Origin of the sequence: Paraburkholderia hiiakae (assembly GCF_904848665.1) — a bacterium.
Taxonomy (GTDB): domain Bacteria; phylum Pseudomonadota; class Gammaproteobacteria; order Burkholderiales; family Burkholderiaceae; genus Paraburkholderia; species Paraburkholderia hiiakae.
This window is the reverse complement of record NZ_CAJHCQ010000006.1, coordinates 61741-83097: the sequence shown is the minus strand read 5'-3', so window position 1 is coordinate 83097 and position 21357 is coordinate 61741. Positions and strand designations below refer to the sequence as shown.

Sequence of the window (21357 nt, the reverse complement as noted above, 5' to 3'; positions counted from 1 at the left end):
CGTTTGAGCAACCGCTTGAGCAACCATGAGGGCGCGCGGCCGCCTTAGCCTTAGCCTTTGCCCAGCCCCTCCTGCGCGATCAGGCCGAGCACCACGTCGGAGAATGCGTTCGCGGCGAGCGTGATCGACGCATGCCGCCGCCTGAGCAACGCGACGGTACGCTGCGGCAACACCGGCGTCACGGGCAGTGCGACGAGCCCGCGATGCTCGCGCAGCACGGCCGAAGGCAGCAGCGTGGCCAGCGTACCGTCCTTCACGAGCTTGAGCACCGTGCCTACGGAGTTGGCCTCCAGCATCACGCGCGGAATCAACTGGTGCGCGCGGAAATAAGCATCGGCGAAGCGGCGCACCACGAAGTCAGGGCTCAGTAGCGCAAGCGGCATCGCCGCGAGCTGGTCCGCCGTCACCTCGGCGCGGCGTCGCGCGAGCGGATGACGCGTGGCCACGAGCAGCGCCATGTGCTCGGCAAAGAGCGGACGCACTTCGATTTCATCGGAGCGCACATCCGTGAAGCCAATGCCGAGATCGAGTTCGTCACGCTCGAGTCCCCCTTCGATGTCTTCCAGCGGCAGCTCGCTCACTTCGAGCACGATGGCCGGGTGCGCTTCGCGAAAGCCGCACAACGCGGGGCCAATCAGATATTCCGCAAAAGTGGGCGTATAGGCGAGCCGCAACAGGCCGCGCGTGAGGTCGCGCACTTCGTGCAGCGCGCGCTTGCCCGCGTCCAGATGCGCTAGCGCCTGGCGCGCATGCTCGATGTACACGCGGCCGAATTCGGTGAGACTGATGGCGCGGCCGCTGCGGTCGAACAGCGCGCCGCCGAGATCGTTTTCAAGCTGGCGGATCTGTTGTGAGAGCGCCGGCTGCGAAACGTGCAGCACTTCGGCTGCGCGCGTGAAATTCTTCAACTCCGCCACGGTGAGCACGTAGCGTATCGAGCGAAGCATCAAGATGGCTGCCTCCCGAATGTCTCCGGATTTGTTTCATAAGGCGCGCTTATCGTGACGATCCGAATATCGTCTTGGACGTGGGCGCGCGCCGTGCGCAAAATGGTTTGCGATGGCGGCGATGCGGTGCGCACTGAGCGCGGCATCGCCCGCCGGGCACCATTCTACCGGGGAGCAAACGGATGTTCGAGTCGATCTCGCTGAGCGTCGTGGCCGTGTTCGCAGGCTCGTGCCTGACGTTCCTCGCGGCCATCCTGCTGCCCGAGCCCGTTGCGGCCAAGGGCGGACGCGGCGGCCTTTATGCCGGGCTCGGCGATGAAGATGAAAGTTTCGAGACCTCGGGCCATGCGCGCACGCGCCGCTCGCGCGCGCTGCAAACATGGAGGGCAGGCGGCCAGCCGGTGAAGCGCCTGCACGAAGCAGCCGCGCCGCGCTCCTTCAATAGACGTCGCGCACGTAGCGCTTGTCCCGTCCGAGCGCACTGACGTAGTCGTGTGCGGCCTCCGCGCTTATGCCGCCGTGGCCGGACACCACTTCCCTCAGCGCTGCGTCCACGTCCTTCGCCATGCGGCTCGCGTCGCCGCACACGTAGAGGTGCGCCCCTTCCTGTAGCCACGCCCATAGCTGCGCGCCTTGCTCCCGCATGCGGTCCTGCACGTAGACCTTCTCGCTCTGGTCGCGCGAAAACGCGAGGTCGAGCCGCTCGAGGTGGCCGTCCTTACGCATCTGCTCCATTTCATCGCGGTAGTAGAAGTCGGTTGCCGCGTGCTGCTCGCCGAAGAAGAGCCAGTTGCGCCCCGTATCGCCGCGTGCTTGCCGCTCGTGCAGGAAGGCGCGAAATGGCGCGACTCCGGTGCCGGGGCCAACCATGATCATCGGCGTGTCGCCACTACGCGGCGGCCGGAAATGCGTGCTCTTCTGCACGAACACGGGCACGCTGCCCTCGTGCGCGCGATCGGCGAGGAAGGTCGAAGCGACGCCTTTGCGCTCGCGGCGGCCGTTGTTGTAGCGCAGCGCCGAAACGGTCAGATGCACCTCGCCTGCGTGCGCCTTCGGGCTCGACGAAATCGAATAGAGCCGCGGCTGCAAGCGCTTGAGCATGCCGAGCAGTTCGGAGGCCGAAAGGTCGACGGGGTATTCGTGCAACACGTCGGCGAGCTGCTGGCCCCAAAGCCAGTTGCGCAGATCGCCCTTGCGCGTGTCGTCCAGCAGTTCAGCGAGACCGCGCGAGCGCGTGCGCGATGCGATGAAGGCAAGCGCGTCCGGACTGGGCCGGGCGATCTCGTAGTGCTTGCCAAGCGCTTCGCCAAGGCGCATCTCGCCTTGGCCGCTCACCGCAACCGGCGTCTCGGCGGCGAGGTGCGTGAGCCCGAGCAATTCACCGACGAGCGCGGGGCAGTTGGTGGGCCACACGCCCAACGCGTCGCCCGCCTCGTAGTCGAGACCCGCCTCGCCCGTCGCCAGCGAGAAGTAGCGCGTGTCCTTCGTCGCGCCCTTCGTGTTCAGGCGCACGTTCTCCAGGAGCCGCGAGGCGGCCGGGCGCGCCCTGGTCGCGGCACAGCCGGGGAGCACCTCGGGGATCGACCCGCCGGCGGGCACCGCGTGCAGCGCCGCGTCCTCCTCCTTGATGCGCGCGACGATGCGTTCGAGCCACCCATCGGCCGCCGCCCGGAAGTCGCTATCGCAATCCACGCGCTCCATGAGGCGCTTCGCGCCCAACGCTTCGAGCCGCGCGTCGAGCTTGCGGCCGTGCCCGCAGAACGCGTCGTAGTTGCGGTCGCCGAAGGCGAGCACCGAGAAGCGCAGCGAAGCGAGACGCGTCGCAGTGTCCGATGCAAGCCCACTCCAGAAGGCCTCGCCGTTGTCGGGTGCATCGCCGTCGCCGAACGTGCTCGTCATCAGGAGTACGTACTGTACCTTTTCGAGGGATGCGAGCGTGTAGTCCGCCATGCAAGCCGTGCGGATTTCGAAGCCCGATTCCATCAGCTGCGTCGCGTAGCGCTCGACGAGCGATTCGACGTTGCCCGTCTGCGAGGCCCAGAGCAACAGGACCTTCGGGCGCGTGTGAGCGATGCGCACGCCATGCGGCTTTTCCTCGGGCGTGGTCGACGTGATGGACGTGCTAGGCGCGCCCAGCACAGCCGCGCGCGCGCCATGGCCGGTCTCGGTGCGGCTAAAAAGGCCCGCCAGCAGCCCGTCGATCCATACGCGCGTGCCCGCGGAAAACGGCGCGTGCGCGGGCAGCAGGGGCACGCCAACGGGCTCGCCCGCTTTCAGCGAGCGCAGGCCGCCGACAAAGCCCGCAAGATACTGACGCTCCGCGTCGCCAAGTTGCGGCGCGGCGACGTCGTCGAGACCGAGTAGCGTCGAAAAGGCATCGATACGGGACATGTCGTGTTCCTGAGACGGGTTGACGTCTTGCGACGCGCTTGCATGAAACTCGGCAGAGGCGGCATCCGGGGTGCGTGTGGTCTCGCGCGGTGCGGATTCCGGACCGACGCGCGAGAGCGCGACTGCGCAGAACTTCAATTCGGGCTGCCGGGAAATGGGGTCGATCGCATCGCTCGTGACCGCGTTCACGCAAAGCTCCTCGCCGTACACGTCGTTCCAGTGCATCGGCGCGAAGCAGTTGCCGGGACGCACGCGCTCGGTCACCACGGCGGGCAGCACCACCCGCCCGCGGCGCGAGCGCACTTCCACGCGATCCTTCGCCACGATGCCGAGCGCTGCAGCGTCCTCGGGATGAATTTCGACGGAAGGCCCCGGGTTGAGCTTGTTGAGCATCGGCACCTTGCCGGTCTTCGTCATGGTGTGCCACTGGTGCTGGAGCCGGCCCGTGTTGAACACAACGGGGAACGTCCCATCGGGCAGTTCTGCAGGCGCCACGTGCGGACGGCCGAAGAACACGCCCTTGCCGTGCGGCGTGGCGAAAGCGATGCGAGGGCGCGTGCCATCCGCGTTTTCCTTGAGCGTCTGGCTCACGCCGTCGTTCACATAGCGCAGCGGATTGCGATCGCTCGTGGCATCCGGTGCGATGGGCCATTGCAGCGGTGTTTCGCGCAGCTTCGCGTGGCTCGCGCCACGCAGGTCGTAGCCCGTCTTGGGGTTCGTAAACCGCACGATTTCGTCGAATACTTCGGCGGCGCTTTCGTAGCTGAACGCCTCTGCGAAACCCATCTCACAGGCCACGCGCGCGATGATCTGCCAGTCGGGCAGCGCTTCGCCCGGCGGTTCAACGGCCTGCTGCATGAGCGTCATGTTGCGCTCGGAGTTGATCATCACGCCCTCGGCTTCGGCCCAGAGCGCGCCGGGCAGCAGCACGTCGGCGTACTGATTCGTTTCGGTGTCCAGAAAAGTGTCCTGGGCGATCACCAGCTCGGCGGCCTTCAGACCCGCCACCACGGTTTGCCGGTTCGCGACGCTCGCGACTGGGTTCGTGCAAATGATCCAGCATGCCTTGATCTCGCCAGCGGCCATGCGCGAGAACATGTCGATGGTGCCGCCGCCCACCTTCGCGGGCAGCGTGCCGGGCGCGACGCCCCACGCGGCTTCCACGAACGCGCGGTCGTCTTCCGCGAGCACCGTGCGCTGGCCCGGCAGGCCCGGTCCCATGTAGCCCATCTCGCGTCCGCCCATCGCGTTCGGCTGGCCGGTGAGCGAAAACGGCCCGCTGCCCGGCCGGCAGATCTTCCCCGTCGCAAGATGCAGGTTGCAGATCGCATTCGTGCTCCAGGTGCCGTGCGTGCTCTGGTTCAGGCCCATCGTCCAGCAGCTCATCCACTCGGGCGCAACGCCAATCATCTGTGCGGCGCGGAGAATGTCGTCAACGGCCAGGCCCGTGATTTCAGCGACCTTTTCCGGCGTGTAGTCTTCGAGAAAGGCGGGCATCGCATCCCAACCTTCGGTGTACTGTGCAATGAAGTCCGCGTCCGTTTGGCCGTTCTTATGCAGCAGATGAAGCAGGCCATTGAGTAGCGCGAGATCGGTGCCCGGCGCGATCTGCAGAAAGAGCGAAGCCTTATCCGCGGTCGCCGTGCGGCGCGGGTCCACCACAATGAGCTTCGCGCCCGCCTTCACGCGGTCCATCATGCGCAGGAACAGGATTGGATGGCAGTCCGCCATGTTCGCGCCGATCACGAAAAACAGGTCGGCTTTGTCGAAGTCCTGGTACGAGCCCGGCGGGCCGTCCGCGCCAAGGGATAGCTTGTAGCCGCTGCCCGCGCTCGCCATGCACAGACGCGAATTCGACTCGATGTTATTGGTGCGCACGAAGCCCTTAGCGAGCTTGTTCACGAGATACTGCGCCTCGATCGACATTTGCCCGGAGACGTAGAACGAGAGAGCGTCGGGACCGTGTGTGTCGAGCGTCGAGCGCAGGCGGCGCGCCGTATCTGCGATCGCTTGTGCGAGCGGCAGCGGCACCGGGTCCTCGTCGCGCGCGTGGCGCACGAAGGCGCGCTCGAGCCGCCCCGACTTGCGCAGCGCCACGTGCGCCGACGAACCCTTCGTGCAGAGGCGGCCGAAGTTGGTCGGATGCTCGGCGTCGCCGGAGATCTTCGCGACCTGACCGTCCTCGACGTGCAGGATCATCCCGCAGCCTACGCCGCAGTACGGGCAAACGCTTTTTACGCTCTCGCTGCTCATGCGGTCGATCGATCTCAGCTGGTAACAGATTCAGGGCGCGCGGCGCTACGTGCTCGCCGCGCCTTCGTCATGTCAGGCTGCAACCCAGACCTGACCGTTTTCCACGCGCGCGGGAAACGCGTCGACCGAATGCTGCGGTGCTTCGATGCATTCGCCGGTGGAGAGATCGAAGTGATGCTTGTAAATGGGCGAGGCCACCACGATACGCTCACCAAAGCTGCCCACGAGCCCGCGTGAAAGCACCGCTGCATGCGAGTTCGGATCGTAGTTGCCGATGGCGTACACGCGCGTGCCGCCGTCGTCGACATGGAACACGGCGACCTGCTCGCCCTTCACGAGTGCGCACACGCCGGTGTTCGGCACGATATCGCTGAGCGTGCAGACGGGAACCCAGTTGCCTTGACTATGTTCGTTGCTCATTTCGTACTCCTCGGTTCGATGAAGGGGAATCAGACGGTTTCGACGACTACGGGAATCCCGGCCAGCGCATCATGTCGCTTGAAATGCGGCGCTGCTTGCGGAGCTTGCGTGCGCTCCTGCGGCGTAGCCGGCCGGATCTGGCCGCGCTCTTCAATGAAAGTGACGTGCTGGTCGCCCGCGTCGCTATTGACGAAGTGCCGGAAGCGGCGACGCGTTTCAGGATCGGTCACGGCCTTCTTCCATTCGCATTCGTAGGTGTCCACCACGAGCTGCATTTCCGCTTCGAGTTCGGCGCCAAGGCCCAGCTTGTCGTGCACGACCACGTCGATCAGATACTCAAGGCCGCCTTCGAGGTTATCGCGCCACACGCTTGTGCGCTGCAGGCGGTCGGCCGTGCGCACGTAGAACATGAGGAAGCGGTCGACGTAGCGCACCAGCGTGGCCTGATCGAGATCGGAAGCGAGCAGTTCTGCATGGCGCGGCTTCATGCCGCCGTTGCCGCACACGTAGAGGTTCCAGCCCTTCTCGGTTGCGATGATGCCGATATCCTTGCCTTGCGCCTCCGCGCATTCACGCGTGCAGCCCGACACGCCAAACTTGATCTTGTGCGGCGCGCGCAGGCCTTTATAGCGGTTCTCGAGTTCGATCGCGAAGCCCACCGAGTCGCCCACGCCGTAGCGGCACCACGTCGAGCCCACGCACGACTTCACCGTCCGCAAGGCCTTGCCGTAGGCGTGCCCCGATTCGAAGCCCGCTGCGATCAGTTCTTCCCAGACAAAAGGCAACTGCTCGACGCGCGCGCCAAAGAGGTCCACGCGCTGGCCGCCCGTGATTTTCGTGTAGAGGCCGTACTTCTTCGCCACCTGTCCCACAGCGATCAAACCTTCGGGTGTGACCTCGCCGCCCGGCATGCGCGGCACCACGGAATACGTGCCGTCACGCTGAATGTTGGCGAGGTAGTAGTCGTTCGAGTCCTGCAGGCTCGCGTGCTCCTTCTTCAGCACGAATTCATTCCAGCACGACGCGAGAACGCCGCCCACGGCCGGCTTGCAGATATCGCAGCCGAGTCCGTTGCCATGTTTCGCGAGCAGTTCGCCGAAGGTCTTGATGCCTTCCACGCGCACGATGTGATAAAGCTCCTGGCGCGAATAACGGAAGTGCTCGCACAGGTGATTGTTGACGGCGAGACCCTGACGTTTCATCTCCGACTTCATGATCTGCGTGACGAGCGGCACGCAGCCACCGCACGACGTGCCGGCATTGCACGCGCCCTTCACGGCGGCGATGGTCGTCGCGCCGTCGCGCACGGCCGCGCATATTTCGGCCTTCGAAACGTTGTTGCACGAGCAGATCTGCGCGGCTTCGGGTAGCGCTTCCACGCCGAGCGCAGGCTTGGCCCGGCCGTCGGCCTGCGGCAGGATCATGAATTCGGGCGACTCGGGTAGCTCGATGCCGTTGAGCATCATCTGCAGCAACGTGCCGTATTCGCTCGCGTCGCCCACCATCACCGCGCCGAGCAACTTCTTGCCGCAATCGGACACCACGATCTTCTTGTAGACCTGGCGGCGCTCGTCGGCGTAACGGTACGAGCGGCTGCCGGGCGTCTTGCCGTGGGCGTCGCCAATGCTCGCCACGTCGACGCCCATCAGCTTGAGCTTGGTGCTCATGTCGGCGCCCGCGAAGTGCGAAGCAACGCCTGCCAGCGTCCTGGCTGCGATGCGCGCCATATCGTAGCCGGGGGCGACGAGCCCGAAGATCTGGCCTTGCCACAGCGCGCATTCGCCGATGGCGTAGATGTTCGCGTCGCTCGTGCGGCAGTGGTCGTCGATCACGATGCCGCCGCGCGCGCCGATATCGAGGCCGCAGGCGCGGGCGATGTCGTCGCGCGGACGAATGCCGGCCGAGAACACGATCATGTCGGCGTCGAGGTGCGTGCCGTCGGCGAACTGCATGCGGTTGGCGGCCGTTTCACCATCCACGATCGCCAGGGTGTTCTTCTGCGTATGAACGCTCACGCCGAGTTCTTCGATCTTGCCGCGCAGCATGCGGCCGCCGTCGTCGTCCACCTGCACCGCCATCAGGCGCGGCGCAAATTCCACTACGTGCGTATCGAGGCCCAGGTCGCGCAGGGCTTTCGCGCATTCGAGGCCGAGCAGGCCACCGCCCACCACCACGCCCGACTTCGCGTGCGCGCCGCGCGTCTGCATCGCTTCCAGATCGGCAATGGTTCGGTAGACGAAGCAATCGGCGCGGTCGTTGCCCGGGATGGGCGGCACGAACGCCGAGGAACCGGTGGCCAGCACGAGCTTGTCGTACGCAAGCGTCTCGCCGTTGGACGCCATAATTGTGCGCGCCTCGCGATCGATCGACACCGCCTTTGCATTGAGCACGAGGCGCACGTTCTCGCGATCGAAGAAGCCGGGCGCCACGAGCGAGAGATCGTCCGCCGACTTGCCCGCGAAGAATTCGGAGAGGTGCACGCGGTCGTAAGCGGGACGCGGCTCTTCGCAGAGCACGGTCACGCGCGCGTTGGGCGCGCCGTCCGCAAGGATGCATTCGAGGAATTTGTGGCCCACCATGCCATGGCCGACGACGACGATCTCCATCGCGGCCGAGCTGTTCACTTCGTTCGTTGCTTGCACCATGAGCCTCTGCCAATAAAAAAGGCGTCCCGCGATTCCAGCTTCTCGCGAAGCCGGATTCGGGGGACGCCGTTGCCCTGAATACGAAACCCTTGTGCGCCGCGCTGCTGCTTGCGGCCGAATCCCCATTGATTCGCTATGGCACTTGCTGCGAAGCAATACGCAAGCACTGTGCCAATTTGCGCGCATCCGGCGCAACGCCCCGCCTGGCGGACTTCGGCGACTGACGTTCGGCACTTCCGGTACTGCGCCGGCGCGTGCATCGTGATGCAGGCCGGCACAAGATTGGTGCCGTGCAGCACATTCGCTGTGCGCCATGGGCGTGCGGGTTGCGGCGTTGTCAATCGGGAGGCGTCCCGCTAGCGCGGGGGCGGTGCGAGTGCGCGCAAGCTGGTCTGGAACTTGCGTGAATCCGAACGTCCGGCAATGTCGCCGGGCGATGCAACCAGGTGTCGCGCGCTGCGCGCACCTCGATTCGAGCTAACCGGACAATGGCGTCCCCTCGTCGCAAGCGGCGAGCGGACGCCATTTGTTTTTTGCCGTTCCCAACATGGGGGCGCGCAATACGAAAGGAAGACGACGATGACGACGGGCAACGAAGGCAAGGTCACGCTGGTGAGCGCAGGTCCGGGCGATCTCGACCTCCTCACCCTGAAGGCTGCGAAGGTGCTCGCGAGCGCCGACGTCGTGCTGCTCGACGATCTCGCGAACCCGGAAATCGGTACGCTCGCGCCGCAGGCTCACGTGATCCGTGTGGGCAAGCGAGGCGGCTGCCGCTCCACGCCGCAAGCTTTCATCGAGCGCTTGATGCAGCGATACGCGCGCCGGGGCCTGCACGTGGTGCGCGTGAAAGGCGGTGACGCACTGCTGTTTGGCCGCGCAGGGGAAGAGCTCGCGGCATTACGTAAGGCGGGCGTGACGGTGGAGATCGTGAACGGCGTGTCTTCGGCGTTCGCGGCGGCGGCGGGCCTGGGCGTCTCGCTCACGCACCGCGATCGTAGCCCGGGTGTGATCTTCGTGACGGCGCATCTGCGCGACCACAGCGAGCCTGACTGGCAGGCACTCGCCGCGACGGGCATGACACTCGCCATCTATATGGGTATGAGCCGGATCGAATCGCTGTGCGCGACCCTCGTCAACGCACTCTCCACGGCGACGCCCGCAGCCGTCGCGCAGTGGGCGGGGAGCCCGAACGAGCGCCGCGTAACGGGCACGCTCGGCACGATCGCGGCTCACGCTCGCGCGGCGGGCCTTGGCAGCCCCGCCATCATTCTCGTGGGCAACGCGATTGGCGAGGCGGCTTCGTTCGCAGCTTCAACTGCGTCGTTCGGCATGCACTCGCACGATATGCCAATCGAAGCGCAACGACTAAGCGCGTAAGCGTGTCGTGAGCCTCTTCATTGCTTCGCGCCGGCACCTCGGAGTTCGACGAACTCAGGAAAGCGCATTACCTGCTGGAAAGCAACCGCGCCGTCGGCAAGATCGTCGTGCGGTTATCGCGGCCCGTCACTCAGGCGCGGGCCGCTATGCCTTAATGGCTTGCGCTCGCTTGAGCACCCTGCACGACAGTCGGCGCCATCGCATGCTCTTGCGGCAGCGCCCATTCGAGCCAGCGTGCGCGGTGAAGCACCACCAGACCGAACGCGGCCGCGGCGATCACGCCGAACGTCGCGAAGCCCATCTGGTAGCTGCCGGTGCTTTCTTTAGCAATGCCCATGATGACAGGCAGATAGAAACCGCCGATGCCACCTGCCGCGCCGATGATGCCCGACATCAGCCCGGTACGGCCCTGCCAGCGGCGCGGAACAAGCTGGAACGTCGCGCCGTTGCCAAGTCCGAAACACACGTAGGTGAAGGCAAGCAGCGCAATGCCAGCGGCGAACGGCGGCATCCACAGCGCGAAGGCAAAGTCGCACACCGAGATCGCGGCCAGCAGTACCACGAGCGCACGCACGCCCGAAATGCGATCGGCGATCAGGCCACCGAGCGGGCGCACCATCGCGCCGGTCAGCGCGAGCAGCGACATCACCACCCCGGCTTCGAGTTTGGGTACCTGGTAGAGCGAAATAAGCAGCGTCGAGATATAGGACGACATGCCGACAAAGCCGCCAAACGTGATGCTGTACACGAGCATCACGACCCACGTGTCGCCTTCGGTCAGCACCGCGCGATAGTGTCGCGGCAGCACGGCAATGGCGAGCAGCGCGCCGAACACCGGCAGCAGCAGCACACCGGTCTTGCCCGCGCCGAACACGCCAGCGTGCACGGCGAGCACGAGCGCGATCAGGCCGGCGAGCGTAATACCGAACGAGCGAAGTGCCTGCAGCGCGCTGCCGGACTTCTTGCCGAGGTCGCGGGCCCAAAAGGTCACGGCCGTCGCGGCGAGCGCGAGCAGCGGCAGCGCCGCGCCCGTGGCGCGCGCCCAGCCATAGTGGCTCGCGAGACCCGGAAAGAGGAAGCCGTCGAGCACGGCGCCAATATTGCCGGCCGCGGCGAGGCCCAGCACGAGGCCCTGCACCTTCGGCGGATAGTTGCTGCCCGCCATCGGCAGCGCCACGGCGAAACTCGCGCCGCCTACGCCGAGCAGCACGCCAAGCACGAGCAGCAAGGTATAGGACGGCGTGCCCGGCATCATCAACAGCACGGCAGCGGGGATGGCGGAGAGCGCAATGCCCATCAGCGCGACACGGCGGCCATCGTAGGCTTGATACAGATTGCCGAGCGTCACGCGCAAAATCGCCGCGCCGAGCACGGGCACCGCCACGAGCAGGCCCAGTTCGGCCGGCGTCATCGCAATGTCCTTCTGGATGAAAGGCGCGAGAGGGCCGAACATCACCCACACCGTGAAGCCGGTGTCGAAGTACAGGAAGCACGCGATCAGCGCGCGCCAGTTACCGCTCTTGAGCGAACTTACCAGGTCTTTCACGAGGTTCTCCCCAATAGTGGATTTCAACCCGCAACGCGGGCATGCATCCGTTGATTTCGGAATCCAGAATGTCTTTCGGACGCGCTGTCACGCGCTTCGGGCTTGCCGACTACGCGCTGAACGAGCCGGTCCATTTCGCCTAACACGTGCGCCAGCTCCGCCGTGATCACCGCGAATTCGCGGCCGAACTGGCCGGCGCGTGCGGCCGCCCCCCGTGCATTGAGCGCGACGATATTTGCGCGCAGGGAAATGGCGGCGAGTTCATCGACAATCGCGGCCTGGCGCTTCGACGCCACCGCTTCCACGCTGCGCAATTCGTCCTGGTACGCCGAGAGCATGCGCTGGCGCCCGGCCAGATTGATAAGCTCGCCGACGATTTCCGCAGAGATGCCAGGTGTCGTTTCCCGCATGTTCATCTTTAGTAGTGCAAATTGTGTCAACAAGGATTCGCCAGACCAGGGCGCTCTGAGCGAAGCACATAAAAAAAGCGTCCCGAAGGGCACCTGCCACGCACGCTGTGCCGTGGAGTGCCGCTTCGGGACGCCGTTGCCCCGCATGATCGAATGATCCCGCGTACGGCGGGACGATGATGCAATTCATTGGAGCCGTCATTGGCCCCGGCAGTGACAAAGCAATACGTGTGCCACCTACTAAGCAAGCGTTGTGCGCACACCCGCGCAATGCCCGGCTGACGCGGCTTTCACCGTTCAGGCGGCCCACATGACCCGAGTGGCCCAGACGAGCGGAGCGCCACCAATCGTGTGCTTCAGATGACTGCTGCTGGTGCACTGCAGCGAAGCCCCGCACCATCGCCGGGCACCGTTTTGCCCTTCGCCGCGACCGCACTAAGTTGTAAACATGGATCGGAGGCCACGCTCGCGCGCCTACACAAAACCGCCTTGGGAGGTGCGTCATGAAACCAACCGCAGTCGCCCTCGCGGCGGGCGCATGGGTAGCCGGCACCCTTGGCGGCCTCCCGATCTCGTCTGCGGCAGCCGCCTCGAACGAAGCGACGATCGACATCGTCGCCGGCACTTACGGCAGCAACTGTGGCGCGCCACGCGGGAATGTCACGCGCGATCTCGCCGAGCATTGCGACGGTTTGCGAACCTGCAGCTATCCGGTGTCGGTCATCGCCGCGCAATCAGGCGGCTGTCACAATGACTATCTCGCCGAGTGGCGCTGCGGCGGCCATGAATTCCACAACGCCGTGCTGGCTGCCGGTGCGGGCAAAGGCGATCGACTCATTCTCAGTTGCGTGCCGTCGAGTGGTCCGGGACATTGAGGCATGCGAACAAGAATCAGAATCGCGCCCCGTGCACGACGTCATTTTCAGCGCACTGCTAACCAGGTTCCCCGCCGACACAAACGGGGTTCGCACGTTCGTTGTCCCCTTTCATCGCGTGTAATAGACTCAATTCGACGGCTCGTTCCGCACCACTCACAGGTGACTGCAAACATCGTGCAGTTTCCCTCCCAGTCACGGGGTCATGCTGGGAACGAACGCAACGTCGGCGGACAGTTTCTCGTACTACCTGGGGTTCTGGCGGCCCTCGCCGGAACACGAAAGGAGCCACGGCGCGTCTGAGTGACGCGTCAGGCCATCGAGGAGAGACAGACCATGCTGCTGCCCACTACATCAACGCCAAAGGCGCAGTCCCGGGATCTACTCGATGTCCTGATCCGCGCCGCGCTCATTGCCGTCCTGGCGATGTTTTGCTTTCGCATCTTCGCTCCGTTCCTCGACCTCATGGTCTGGTCCGTGATTCTCGCGGTCACGCTTTATCCGCTGCAAATGAAGCTGCAGCGCAGTTTCGCTCACAAGGATGGCGTCATCGCGTCGCTCATCATTCTCGTGGCGTTCGGCGTGATCCTCGCGCCAACCTGGCTGCTCGGCGTCGCCGTGGCCGATTCGATCGAGCATGCGATGAGCGTCGCCAAGAGCGGGACGTTTCATATTCCGCCTCCCGCCGACTCGATCGCTCACTGGCCAATCGTCGGCCAGCGCGTATACGACTTCTGGATGCAGGCGTCGACCGACCTCACAGGTCTCGTGCAGCGGTTCGCGCCGCAACTGAAGACGGCCGGTCTCGCGCTCCTCGGCACGCTCACCGGCCTCGGTGCCGCGCTGCTGGTTTTCTTCGTATCCCTGATCATTGCAGGAATTCTCATGGCGCATGGCGACAAGGGCCATCGCAGCACGGTGTTGATCGCTTCTCGCATTTCCGGCCCGGAGAACGGCGTGCAGATCGCCGAGCTTTGCACGGCCACGATTCGCGCGGTCGCTCAGGGCGTGGTGGGCATCGCGTTCATCCAGATGGTGCTGATCGGCGTTGGCTTCATCGTGATGGGCGTTCCCGGCGCGGGCCTGCTCGCGCTCGCCGTGCTGCTGATCGGCATCATGCAGTTGCCCGCCACGCTCATCACCGTGCCCGTCATTATCTTCGTGATCATGACGCAGGGCGTGAGCACGGCGACTATCGTCTTCTCCGTCTACGAGTTCGTTGCAGGTCTCGCCGACAACGTGCTCAAGCCGCTGCTGCTCGGCCGCGGCGTGGCAGTGCCGATGCCCGTGGTGCTGATCGGCGCGATTGGCGGCATGGTCACGGGCGGCGTGATCGGTCTGTTCATCGGCCCGGTGATGCTCGCCGTTGGCTATCAACTGTTCTGGCGCTGGGTGAAAGACCAGCCTCAACCCGAACGCGCACGAGAAGAACAGCAGGCTTGAGCCGCGAGGCCGCCCTGTGTCCCTCTGCGAGCGCCCTCACTGGCTCCCGCTTGGTGCCTGCTTGAGCTCGCTACTGAGCGCGTGCATGCACGTGGGCCCCGACTTTCAGCCGCAACACGAGAGCTGGAGCGAACACTGGAGCAGCGCGTCGATCGATCAGGTCACCGTGATCGCTGCGCGACCTAACGAGCCGCCCGACGCGCGGCAATGGTGGCACGTATTCGGCGACGAAAATCTCGAACAGCTGGTGGCCGCTGCCGATGCGGGCAACGGCGACCTGAAGATCGCGGCATTGCGTGTGATCGAGGCGCGCGCCCAGCTAGGTATCGCGCTCGCGGGACGTTACCCGCAGGTGCAGCAGGCCAACGCCGACGTGCTGGCCTCGGCGCGAAAACGCCACGATGGTTTCGACCCACGTTCGGGCGCGTACTTTCAGTATGGTCTCGGTTTTAGCATTGGCTGGGAACTGGACTTCTGGGGCCGCTTCAGCCGCGCGATCGAATCGGCCGACGCCTCATTCTTCGCCGCCCAGGACAACCGCGAGGACGCGCTCGTGCTCATTCACGCGCAAGTCGCGGACACCTATTTCGCGCTGCGCACGACCGAAGCGCGCCTGCGTATTGCGCGCGCAAACGCACAGCTGCAAAAGCGCAGCTACGACATCACGCAAAAGCTCTTCAAGAGCGGCGAAACCGACGAGCTCGATCTCCAGCAAGCGAAAACACAATATCTCGGCACGCTGAGCACCATTCCCGTATTCGAGAGCCAGATCGAGGTTGCGCGTCACGCGCTCTGCGTGCTGCTTGGGCGGCCGCCCGGCCCGCTGCCGGAACTCGACGTACAGCCGGCCAAAGCGGGCTTCGTCCCGCTCATCGACCGTGCCGTGCTTCAGGATGTGCCCGCGAGACTTTTACTGCGTCGCCCGGACGTGCGTGCAGCGGAGCAACAGATGGCCGCGCAATCGGCGCTGATTGGCGTGGCGAAAGCCGATCTGTACCCATCGATTTCACTGGTCGGCTCGCTCGTGTGGAGCGCCAGCTCGCTTGCCGGTGCGCCGAACACGCTTGCCGTGGTGGGCGGCCCGAGCATCACATGGAACCTGTTCGATCACGGCCGCATTACGAACAACGTGCGCGTGCAGGACGCGCGCCTGCAGCAGCTGATCGTCGCCTATCAGGAAACGGTGCGCGAAGCGGCGCGCGAGGCTGACGACGCCGCTACGGCGCTCAGCGCGGCACTGCAGCGCGATACGATCCTGCACGACGCGCAAGGTGCGGCGCAGCGCTCGCTCACGCTCGCCAACACGATCTACCGCGAAGGGTACTCGGACTTCCAGCGCGTGCTCGACGCGCAGCGCGCACTCTCCGCGCAGCAGGACGCGTTCGTCGTTAATCGCGGCGACGCCGTGAGCGGCCTGATCGCGCTGTACAAGGCCGTGGACGGCGGCTGGGATCTGCAGCAACCGCTCATCGATCCCGCCACGCGCGCGCAAATGCAGCGACGCACGGACTGGGGCGACCTGCTCGACGAACCGGCATCGCCTTCTGCCGCGCAGCGTCCTGGCAATCAACCGGAAGGGCCGACACGATGAGCAGCGCGTCCGGACCTCCGAGCACACCCCAGGCGCCGCCGCCGGCTTCCGACTCGTCCGGCAAAGCGATCAAGTGGGTCGTAGTCCTGATCGCTATCAGCTTGCTCTGGTACCTGCTTGCCGATCGCTTCACGCCCTATACGCAGCAGGCGCGTGTGACGGCCTACGTTGTGCCCGTTGCGGCCGAAGTGTCGGGACACGTCACGCGCGTGCTCGTACACAACAACCAGGAGGTCAACGCGGGCGACGTGCTGTTCGAAATCGACAACGCGCAATATCGCATTGCCACCGACCGCGCGCGCGCCGACCTCGAATCCACGCGTCGGCAGATCGGCGCGAGCACCGCCGGTATCGATTCGGCGCAAGCCTCACTGCGCGCGGCGCTCGCCAACGAGGTCAAGGCACGCCAGGATAGCGACCGGCTGGAGCGGCTGTATCGCGAAGACGAGGGCACGGTCTCGCTGCGGCGGCTCGAAGTGGCGCGCGCCACGCACGAGCAGGCGCAAAGCCAGGTCGAAAGCGCCCGGGCCGAAATCGAACGCGCACGCGAGCAGCAAGGCGGCAACGAAGCGGAGAACGCGCAGTTGCGCAGCGCGGCTGGCGCGCTCGAAAAGGCCGAACTCGATCTCGCCAATACGCGCATTCGCGCGCGCTCCGCGGGCGTGATCACCGACCTGCGCACCGAAGTCGGCCAGTTCGCGGCGGCGGGTAATCCGGTGATGACACTCATCGCCATTCACGATGTCTGGGTCAGCGCGGACATGACGGAGAATAATCTGGGCCATCTTCATGCGGGCACGCCTGTCGCCATCGCGCTCGACGCGCTGCCGGGCGAAGTGTTCGCGGGACGCATCCGCAGCATCGGCTATGGCGTGAGCGTCGGCCAAAGCACGCCGCCCGGCACCCTGCCCACCGTGCAGAACAGCCGCGACTGGCTGCGGCCCGCGCAACGCTTTCCCGTGATCGTCGAGTTCGACGATGACGAGCGCGCACGGCTGCGCAACGTTCGTGTGGGCGGCCAGGCCGAAGTGATGGCGTTTCCGGGTACAGGCAACCCGCTCAATCCGCTCGGCCGCGTGTTCCTGCGCGTGATGAGCTGGCTCTCCTACGTCTACTAAACGGCCCCTATGCAAACGAGCCCATCGCTTCCCGGCCGCCGCGCGCTACGCCTGGCCACAGGCACGGCGCTCACGCTTGCCATCAGCTTCGCGCTCGACTTTCCGATTCCAGTGATCGCACCGGTCCTCGCCGTCTTTCTGCTGGCCACTCAGAACCGGTCGCTTTCGTTCAAGGCGGCGCTCGCACTCGCGCTGGTCGTTGCGCTCACAACGGGCAGCGGCCTGTTGCTCGTTCCCGTGCTGCGCTATTACCCGTTCGCCGGTGTGCTGCTCGTCGGCCTTTGCCTCTTCCTTGCGTTTCGGGCCGGCCTGCGCGGCGGCAACAATCTCGTGGCGACGTTCCTCGCGGCGGGCCTCACGATGATTTCCGCGGCAGGCGTGGCCGACCAGCAACTGGCCGCCACGGTGGTCGGCGCGCTCGTAAAAGGACTGCTACTCGCCGTGCTCGTTTCGATCTTCACCCACGCTCTGTTTCCCGAGACCGGACCTGCAGGCGCCAAACCCGCCGCGCGCGTCATGCCGCAGGAGACGGCATCGCGGATCGCCTTGCAGGCCGCGCTCGTGGTCATGCCCGCCTGGTTGCTGGCGATGAACGACCCCGCGAGCTACATGCCGATCATCATGAAGTCCGTGAGCCTCGGCAGGCAAAGCTGCACCACCTCGGCGCGCGGCGCGGCGCGTGAGTTGCTCGGCTCCACGGCGCTCGGCGGGCTGCTCGCCGTCGCGTTCTGGTTTGCGCTCAGGCTCTTTGTGAATATCGGGATGTTCTATCTGTGGATGCTGCTGTTCGGCTTGCTCGTGGCGCGCAAGCTGTATCGCATCCGCCCCACGCGCTACTCGCCCGGCTTCTGGCTGAACAGCCTCGTCACCATGATCATTCTGCTGGGTCAGTCTGTCCAGGACAGCGTGGCTGGCAAGGACGTTTACCGTGCATTCGCCGTGCGCATGGCGCTCTTTCTCGCCGTCACCGCTTACGCGTGCCTGATGCTGCAAATATTCGAGCGGTTCGCGCAGCGTGGCTCAGCATCGCTTGAGAGGAATACGCCATGAACAATGCGCCCAAAAGCGCAGACCATGCCCCGAGGGCGCGAGAAATCCTGCTGGAATCGGGCAAGACCATCTGGTACATGCGTCTGCTTCTCGGTGGGCTGCTATTGATATTCGTTATCCTGACGATTTGCATGTTCTATTTCGGCGGCGCGGTGGAGACGCTGAACCGCACCCCTTCTTCAATGGGCGAGACCGTGTACTTCTGCGCGATCACGGCGCTGACCATCGGCTATGGCGACGTGGTGCCGACCACCGGGTTCGGCCGCATCGACGCGGTGCTGCTCGGACTGATCGGCCTCGTGTTTACCGGATTGATCGTTGCCGCCGCCGTGCGCGGGGTGCAGGAGGCCTCACGTCAGGCGCGCCATCGGGCGTGAGCCGGCTTAAGCAAACTCAAGCAGGTGTATTCAGACCCAATCGGGCATCGGGACCCGGCAGGATCGAACATGACGAACACCAACGTCCGTTGGCCGCAACTGTGCATCACGCTAGTGAAATCTGGCGCGGCGATGCTCGCGGCCGTGCTGCCCTTGCAGACGCACGCGCAGAGCGTACCGGATCAACTGACGAACCGCACGGTGATAGGCGGCAACATCAAGCAACATGCGGATGCCGTGCTGTCCATCATGACCTACACCACGGTTCCGGATGTCACCACCAGTTCGCTTTCGATCAATAACGGCGCCACCGGCAACCCAGGCTTTGGCCAGACACAGCTAGGCGGGGGCTTCACGCTTAGCCGGACGTTCCCCTTGTACATGGAAGGTACGCTCGCTTATAGCCGCTACGACCCGACGTTCATCGCGACGGACGGCGCAGAGCAGCGCGCGCTGCCCACGCGGTGGAATACCTTCAGCGGCACGGTGGGGCTTGGCTGGGACTTCCGCATCACCAACGAGCTCGTGTTTCGCCCGATAATAAACGGCACGATTGGACGTGTTTCCAGCGATCTGAGAGTCGGACAAACGTTGTTCAACCATGTCACGGACAGCAATCTCCAGTTCCTCAACAACGGCTATCTGGACGCGTACGGCTACGGCGGCTCGCTCATGCTCGACTATGAGCACTACCGCGAGAACTACGAAATCGACGCGGAGTTACGCGCGACCGATATTTACCTGCGCAGCTTCGGCGGCAGTGCGCAAGCGGTTCAGGGCTCGGCCCTGGCGCAGCAAGTGAGCCTCTGGACGCGCTGGCGCGCGCCAACGGGCTGGCACGCGCTGGACAAGCCAGTGCGTTACGTGCTGGAGTTCGCCTACTCGCATTACTTTGGCGACAGCGCCGGGGTACTCGGCTTCAACGAGCTTACGTCGCTGGGCGTGGGTCTCGAACTCGACAGCAGCACGTATCCCATCATCATCACCCGTACGCGGGCAATGGTGCGCTATGTGTTTGGCCACAACGTGCACGGTGTTTCGTTTGGCCTGGCAGTCAGCTTTTAGGATGTCGAATGATGTGGGGGACCGCATCATCTTATGCTACGTGCGCCGCAAACCCCGTGCGCTCCGGCGCGACGTCTTCACGCAACGTGAGCGCCGGAATTTCATACGCACCGCCGTTCTGTGTGCGAAACGCGATGGGCGCGGTGTGCGCCAGTGCATCGAGGCGCGCGCCGAGTGCGTCGCGCGTTTTCGCGTAGCGCGCCTCGTCCATGCGGCCCGTGCGATACACGAGAAACGGCGGCAGCACGTCGTAGCCCGGGTAATAGAGTACGCCATGATGAATCGGGAAGAGGATGTCGTCGATCGGCCCGTTCACGCCACGCGGCCCGTAGTGCGACGCCCAACCGCCCATCGTCACGACGAGCATCGCGCGTTTTCCGGCGAGCGTGCCCTCGCCGTAGCGGTTTCCCCAGCGCACATCTGAGTGCTCACCCACGCCATAGGCGAAGCCGTACGCGAAAACACGCTCCACCCAGCCCTTGAGGATGGCAGGCATGGAGAACCACCAGAGCGGAAACTGCAGGATGAGCGTATCGGCCCACACAAGCTTGGCCTGCTCCCGCGCGATGTCCCCCGCCTGGAGGCCGTTCTCGAAAGCGTGTTTCGAATCAAGCGACGGATGAAAAGGCGCGTCGCCGGGGCGCTCGACGCTGTCCTGCGCGTCGAGCGTCGCTTTCCAGTCCATCGCGTAGAGGTCCGACACCTGAACGGCGTGACCCGCCGCCTCAAGACGCTGGACGGTGAAGTCCCTGAGCGCGCCGTTGAGCGACTTCGGTTCAGGGTGGGCATAGACAAGCAGGATATTCATAGCAAGGGTTCCGCGGTCTGGCACGTACCCAGCTTAGTTCCGTGCCTGCTATAGTGGAAATGAATAACGGAAATACCAGCCATTATGTCTGTTAATTTACGCAGCCTCGATCTCAACCTCCTCGTCACGCTCGACGTGCTGCTCGCCGAGCACAACGTCACGCGCGCAGCGCAACGCCTGAACTTCTCACAACCCTCGGTCAGCGTGCATCTCGCGAAGCTGCGAGAGATACTGGGCGACCCGCTGCTGCTGCCCGGCCCGCGCGGCATGCAGCCCACGGCGCGCGCGCTCGCGTTGCGCGAGCCACTACGCGAGGCGCTCGAATCGGTCGAGCGCGCGATTGCACCCGAGAGCCCGTTCGATCCAGCCGACGCCAGCGATACCTGGCGCGTCGCCGCGAGCGACTATGGTGAGTCCACCATCGCGTTGCCAGCCCTGCGTGGCTTGCGCGAAGCCGCGCCGCATACGCGCCTGGCCGTAGTGGAACTCGCACCTGCGCGCGTCGCGAAGCAGGCGGCGCAGGGCGAAATCGATCTGGCGTTCCATACCACCAGCGATGCACCTGAGAACCTGCGCCGGCGCGTGCTCTTCTCCGAGCGCTACGTGCTTGCGGGCCGCGCTGACCATCCGCGCCTCAAACGCCGTCCGAGCGCCCGGCAGTTTTGCGCACTGGAGCACGTTATCGTCTCGCCCGATGGCGGCGGATTTCGCGGCATCACCGACGAAGCGCTGTCACAAGCCGGACTCACGCGGCGCGTCGTGCTCTCCGTCCCGCACTTTCTTTTCGTCATTTCCGTACTCGAACGCAGCGACCTCGTGGCAATGCTGCCGTGGCGGCTCGTGCGCGAACGGGCGGCACTGCGCGTGGTCGAGCCGCCCATCGAGGTGCCCGGCTACGAAATGTGCATGCTCTGGCACGAACGCTCGCACCGCGACCCCGCGCACCGCTGGCTACGCGAGCAGATCGCCCGCGCCGTGTAGCACCTGGCTGTGCCTGCGGGTATGGCGCGCCTGTGCCACAATCCTCGTGGCGCGCGCCGG

Annotated in this window: 17 protein-coding genes; 10 read left to right on the top strand and 7 right to left on the bottom strand. The window is 65.0% G+C overall.

Going from position 1 to position 21357, the window contains the following annotated elements; genetic code table 11:
* Nucleotides 1–50: 50 nt before the first annotated feature.
* Nucleotides 51–947 (bottom strand): transcriptional regulator CynR, encoded by an 897-nt coding sequence (gene cynR, locus JMY28_RS13475; protein WP_236596849.1) that lies wholly within the window; start codon nucleotides 945–947, stop codon nucleotides 51–53.
* A 182-nt stretch (nucleotides 948–1129) separates the two neighbouring features.
* Between cynR and JMY28_RS13470 the strand changes: the two genes are divergently transcribed.
* On the top strand, nucleotides 1130–1432 hold the full coding sequence (locus JMY28_RS13470) for a hypothetical protein (RefSeq protein ID WP_201696432.1): 303 nt from the start codon (nucleotides 1130–1132) through the stop codon (nucleotides 1430–1432).
* On the opposite strand, the gene JMY28_RS13465 is transcribed toward JMY28_RS13470, so the two are convergent.
* The 3 genes from JMY28_RS13465 to nirB form a co-directional block, all read right to left on the bottom strand.
* A complete protein-coding gene (locus JMY28_RS13465) occupies nucleotides 1386–5591 on the bottom strand; it encodes a bifunctional nitrate reductase/sulfite reductase flavoprotein subunit alpha (protein WP_201696431.1) in 4206 nt (1401 codons plus the stop codon). The genes JMY28_RS13470 and JMY28_RS13465 overlap by 47 nt on opposite strands.
* Nucleotides 5592–5663: 72 nt before the next feature.
* The gene (gene nirD, locus JMY28_RS13460) at nucleotides 5664–6011 is read right to left on the bottom strand and encodes a nitrite reductase small subunit NirD (RefSeq protein ID WP_201696430.1); all 348 of its coding nucleotides are present in this window, start codon (nucleotides 6009–6011) and stop codon (nucleotides 5664–5666) included.
* Between the two features lie 29 nt (nucleotides 6012–6040).
* The gene (gene nirB / locus JMY28_RS13455; protein WP_201696668.1) at nucleotides 6041–8617 is read right to left on the bottom strand and encodes a nitrite reductase large subunit NirB; all 2577 of its coding nucleotides are present in this window, start codon (nucleotides 8615–8617) and stop codon (nucleotides 6041–6043) included.
* Between the two features lie 618 nt (nucleotides 8618–9235).
* Between nirB and cobA the strand changes: the two genes are divergently transcribed.
* Nucleotides 9236–10033: a uroporphyrinogen-III C-methyltransferase gene (cobA, locus tag JMY28_RS13450; RefSeq protein WP_201696429.1), complete on the top strand. Its 798-nt coding sequence runs from the start codon at nucleotides 9236–9238 to the stop codon at nucleotides 10031–10033.
* A gap of 151 nt (nucleotides 10034–10184) precedes the next feature.
* Here the strand turns inward: cobA and JMY28_RS13445 are convergent, their stop codons facing one another.
* The gene (locus tag JMY28_RS13445; protein ID WP_201696428.1) at nucleotides 10185–11579 is read right to left on the bottom strand and encodes an MFS transporter; all 1395 of its coding nucleotides are present in this window, start codon (nucleotides 11577–11579) and stop codon (nucleotides 10185–10187) included.
* 23 nt (nucleotides 11580–11602) lie between these two features.
* The gene (locus tag JMY28_RS38905; RefSeq protein WP_236596848.1) at nucleotides 11603–12136 is read right to left on the bottom strand and encodes a hypothetical protein; all 534 of its coding nucleotides are present in this window, start codon (nucleotides 12134–12136) and stop codon (nucleotides 11603–11605) included.
* Between the two features lie 356 nt (nucleotides 12137–12492).
* Between JMY28_RS38905 and JMY28_RS13435 the strand changes: the two genes are divergently transcribed.
* The 7 genes from JMY28_RS13435 (at nucleotide 12493) to JMY28_RS13405 (ending at nucleotide 19508) form a co-directional block, all read left to right on the top strand.
* Nucleotides 12493–12864, top strand: coding sequence for a hypothetical protein (locus tag JMY28_RS13435; RefSeq protein ID WP_236596847.1), 372 nt, complete (start codon nucleotides 12493–12495; stop codon nucleotides 12862–12864).
* A 336-nt stretch (nucleotides 12865–13200) separates the two neighbouring features.
* Nucleotides 13201–14307, top strand: a complete 1107-nt coding sequence (locus tag JMY28_RS13430) for an AI-2E family transporter (protein ID WP_201696427.1) — start codon at nucleotides 13201–13203, stop codon at nucleotides 14305–14307.
* 61 nt (nucleotides 14308–14368) lie between these two features.
* Nucleotides 14369–15898, top strand: coding sequence for a TolC family protein (locus tag JMY28_RS13425; protein ID WP_268960636.1), 1530 nt, complete (start codon nucleotides 14369–14371; stop codon nucleotides 15896–15898).
* Nucleotides 15895–17016 (top strand): HlyD family secretion protein, encoded by a 1122-nt coding sequence (locus tag JMY28_RS13420; protein WP_201696425.1) that lies wholly within the window; start codon nucleotides 15895–15897, stop codon nucleotides 17014–17016. The genes JMY28_RS13425 and JMY28_RS13420 overlap by 4 nt, the downstream gene beginning before the upstream one ends.
* 9 nt (nucleotides 17017–17025) lie before the next feature.
* The gene (locus JMY28_RS13415; RefSeq protein ID WP_201696424.1) at nucleotides 17026–18066 is read left to right on the top strand and encodes a DUF2955 domain-containing protein; all 1041 of its coding nucleotides are present in this window, start codon (nucleotides 17026–17028) and stop codon (nucleotides 18064–18066) included.
* Nucleotides 18063–18443, top strand: a complete 381-nt coding sequence (locus JMY28_RS13410; protein WP_236596846.1) for a potassium channel family protein — start codon at nucleotides 18063–18065, stop codon at nucleotides 18441–18443. Before JMY28_RS13415 ends, JMY28_RS13410 begins: the two co-directional genes overlap by 4 nt.
* 132 nt (nucleotides 18444–18575) lie before the next feature.
* Entirely contained in the window at nucleotides 18576–19508 is a 933-nt protein-coding gene (locus tag JMY28_RS13405; protein WP_201696665.1) for a hypothetical protein, read from the top strand.
* 31 nt (nucleotides 19509–19539) lie between these two features.
* Here JMY28_RS13405 and JMY28_RS13400 read toward each other — a convergent pair whose 3' ends face one another.
* Complete coding sequence (locus JMY28_RS13400; RefSeq protein ID WP_201696423.1) at nucleotides 19540–20316, bottom strand: NAD(P)H-dependent oxidoreductase; 777 nt, start codon at nucleotides 20314–20316, stop codon at nucleotides 19540–19542.
* Between the two features lie 84 nt (nucleotides 20317–20400).
* Here JMY28_RS13400 and JMY28_RS13395 point away from each other — a divergent pair, with 84 nt between their 5' ends.
* Nucleotides 20401–21297, top strand: a complete 897-nt coding sequence (locus JMY28_RS13395) for a LysR family transcriptional regulator (protein WP_201696422.1) — start codon at nucleotides 20401–20403, stop codon at nucleotides 21295–21297.
* Nucleotides 21298–21357: the final 60 nt, after the last annotated feature.